Raw genomic sequence first — 3,600 nt, forward strand, 5'->3', positions numbered from 1 at the left:
TCATCGCCCACATCCGTCGCCTCACCCGCCTCATCGCAAGAACCTGAAATCATTCAGACCATTATGAATCGGACTCTAAGGCACTGGACTTCCCCCGACGAGAGCCTTTCAACGGCCGGCAGCCGGATCGCGGATGCGCCCGGTTTGCAGCCCGACGCCCTGCTGTCACGGCAACCATCGCAATCCGTCCCCGCGCTCTGCCATCTTGTTGCGGGTGCTGCGCTGCTGTTGGTGTCCTCACCAGTTTTTTCTCAGACCAACCAGACGCAGTCCGAACAAGGCGAATATGTCGCGCGGGCAGCGGGGTGCATGTCGTGCCATGGCGAAGATCTGGCCGGCGGCTATCAGGTCGAAACCCCGATGGGCACGATCGTGGCCAGCAATATCAGCCCCTCGCAGGAGTATGGCATTGGCGGCTACAGCCGGGATGATCTGGCGCGCGTTCTGCGCGAGGGCGTCAGCCCCGACCGGCGGCTGTATCCAGCCATGCCCTACGCGTCCTTCCGGGGCATGACCGACACGGATATCGATGTGCTGCATATCTGGCTGCAAGACCAGGAGCCTGTTGAGCGCGCGCCGGATCAGCAGACCGACCTGCCGTTTCCGTTCAACATCCGCACTGGTGTGATGGCGTGGAACTGGCTGTATCTTGGGGATCGGGATTTGCCGCAATTCGACGATCCAGTGCTCAGCCGCGGCGCCTATCTGGTCGACCATCTGGGCCATTGTGGCGAATGCCACACCCCGCGCAATGACCTTTTTGGCGTGCAAAATGACCAATATCTGGCGGGCGAGGTCATCGACGGATGGCTGGCCCCGAACCTGACTTCGCATCCGGTTAGCGGATTAGGGGCATGGGCCGCGCAGGACATTGTGGACTATCTGGGCAAGGGCACTGCAGGAAATATCGTTCAGGCGGCAGGGCCGATGGGAACGTTCGTGAAGCACGGCACCAGTCATCTGGATGAAGACGATCTGTTTGCAATCGCGGCCTATCTTCAGACCATTCCCGCAATCGACACCCGCAATCGGGATATTCCGCTGCTGGTGCCCATGGCCGAGCGTGACCGCCCACAGCACCGTTTCAACCAGATCCGCGAAGAAATGACCCAAGCGCAGGCGCGCGATGATCTGTCAGAACCAGAGCGTCTGTATCTGGACCATTGCGCAGCCTGTCACGGCGTCAGCGGGCAAGGCCAGCCACAGGCCTTCTATCCGCCACTTGTCCAGAATGCAGCCTTGCGTCGCGAAGACCCCCGAAATCTGCTCACGGTGCTGTCGCATGGCGTGCCCGCAGGCAAGTTGTACCGCATGCCCGCGATGCCGGGTTTCGCGGATGAGTTGAGCGATGACCAGATCGCCATGCTGGCCAATTACACCCGCATCACTTTCGGCGGGCGGCAGGATAGCACCCTGACCGCGGCGGATGTCGGACAAGCCCGTGATCAGGATGACGATATGCCAGCCACCCTGCGCAGCTTGCAGGTGGCGGCATGGGTCGCCCTGATTGCAGGGATCACGCTGCTGGTGGGGGGTACCTTGCTTTGGTGGGTATTGGCGCGGCGTCGCGGCCTCAGACGGCAAGAAGGGGTGAGGCCATGACCATGACATACGCAAACCCGACCCGCAGGCAATTGCTGACCATGATCGGGCAAGTTGCCGGTGCAGGTGCAATGTATCAGGCAATGACCAGCATGGGCTTTGCAGCCGAGTCGGGCTATAGGGGCACGCCTGAGCTGCAAGGCCCCCGTCAGGGACGGCGCGTGTTGATCCTTGGGGCAGGCATTGCCGGGATGGCCGCCGCATATGAGATGCAGCGTGTAGGCTATGAGGTGAAGATCCTTGAATATCAGGACCGATCCGGCGGACGTTGTCTGACCTTGCGCGGCGGCGACCGTTATACGGAAATGGGCGGGCATGAAATCGCCTGCGATTTTCAGGGCGATAGCTACCTGAATGCAGGGCCCTGGCGCTTGCCGGTGCATCATCGCGCCGTATTCGACTATTGCCGCAGGCTGGGCGTCCAGTTGCATCCGTTCATCATCAAGAACAACAGTGCGTTTCTGCATTCTGCCAGTGCCTTTGATGGCCAGCCGCAGCGGATCGGGGATGTGGAAAAGGATATGCGCGGCCATGTGTCCGAACTTCTGTCCAAAGCGCTGAATCAGGGCAGTCTGGATGAGGCTGTCACCCTCGAGGATCGCGAAAAGCTGCTGGAAGGGCTGAAAGGCTGGGGCGTGCTGAACAGCCGCTATGCTTACCGCGCCAGCGATGCCACCGGCGGGGTGCGCGGTTGGGACATTCCCCCTGGTGGCGGCCTGATGCCGGAGGCACGCCCTTCGCAACCGACGGACCTTTCGGCCTTGCTGCAATCGGGGCTATGGCAGCAGTTGTTTGGCTTCAACAGCTACAGTTTCGAGCCACCGATGTTTGAACCTGCAGGCGGCATGGATGCGATCACGGATGCCTTCGCGCGCGAGGTGGAGGATGTGATCCAGCTCAACGCCCGCGTCACCCGCATCGCACAAGGCGACGATGCTGTGACCATCACATACGAGGATGGCGGGCGCGGCGGCACAGTGCGCGAGGAAACCGCCGATTGGTGCATCTGCACAATCCCGCTATCGGTTCTGGCGCAGATCGAGGTCGATTGCTCGGATGCGATGCGCAAGGCCAGTGCGGCGGTGCCCTATGCCTCGGCCTTCAAGGTCGGGCTGGAATTCAGGCGCCGATTCTGGGAACAGGATGACGGTATTCTGGGCGGTGTCAGCTATACGGACCTGCCGCTGGTGCAAATAGCCTATCCCAATTACGGTTTCTTGTCCGACGGCCCGGCAGTACTGCAAGCGGCCTATGACACGGCCACCGGTGGGCGTAGTTTCACGTATTCGTGGTCCAGCATGACCCCGCAGGAACGCATCGACGCCGCCCTTGCGTTGGGTCGCCAGATTCACCCGCAATATGACGCCGAATTCCTGTCCGGCACGTCGTGGGTGTGGCACCGCGTGGACTGGTCGCTGGGCTGCTATGGGCAATGGACGCAAGATCTGCGCGACCAGCATTATGAGACCCTGTGCAAGATCGACAACCGGCTGGTGCTGGCGGGCGAGCATTGCTCGCATATCCCGGCCTGGCTGGAAGGATCGCTTCTGTCAGCCCTCGATGCGATCAAGCGTCTGGATCAGAGGGAGAACGCCTGAGATGTCCCGATACCCGTATTATGTGTTCATCGCGCTTTGCGTGCTGGCTTTGCCAGCACCGGCACAGCAGACAACAACGCAACCCGACGCAGCAGCCCCTGCGCAGGACCTGGATGCGCTTCTGTCGCGCTTCTCGGACGATCCCGACCGCTTTACACAGTCCGGGGGTGCGGAGCTCTATCAAGCCACCTGTCAGGCTTGTCATATGGAGGACGGGCGTGGCGACGAAGGGGCGGGGGCGCATCCGCCACTGGCCGAGAATCCCAAGATGCGCTCGAAGCACTTCCTTGCAGGGGTCATTCTGACCGGCTATCACGCGATGCCGGGGGATGTCCCGATGAATGTTGAAATCGGGTCGGGGCAGCGCTGCCGGGATCATGGTTAGGCGGCCTCTGCGGTC

General features: G+C 61.5%; 3 protein-coding genes. All 3 read left to right on the plus strand.

The features are described 5' to 3' along the window. The coding region (locus HUK65_RS18120) for a cytochrome c (RefSeq protein WP_179907659.1) at positions 1-1,602 on the plus strand (1,602 nt) is incomplete at its 5' end. Next, positions 1,599-3,200: a flavin monoamine oxidase family protein gene (locus HUK65_RS18125; protein ID WP_179907660.1), complete on the plus strand. Its 1,602-nt coding sequence runs from the start codon at positions 1,599-1,601 to the stop codon at positions 3,198-3,200. The genes HUK65_RS18120 and HUK65_RS18125, both read left to right, overlap by 4 nt. 22 nt (positions 3,201-3,222) lie before the next feature. Further along, the gene (locus HUK65_RS19045; protein ID WP_179907661.1) at positions 3,223-3,585 is read left to right on the plus strand and encodes a c-type cytochrome; all 363 of its coding nucleotides are present in this window, start codon (positions 3,223-3,225) and stop codon (positions 3,583-3,585) included. Positions 3,586-3,600 lie beyond the last annotated feature (15 nt).

Source organism: Rhabdonatronobacter sediminivivens (assembly GCF_013415485.1).
In the GTDB taxonomy this organism is placed as follows: domain Bacteria; phylum Pseudomonadota; class Alphaproteobacteria; order Rhodobacterales; family Rhodobacteraceae; genus Rhabdonatronobacter; species Rhabdonatronobacter sediminivivens.

What these genes read in the sequence shown, in the direction of transcription:
- HUK65_RS18125 (WP_179907660.1), top strand. Translation starts at nt 1,599, where the DNA reads ATGACCATGACATACGCAAACCCGACCCGCAGGCAATTGCTGACCATG.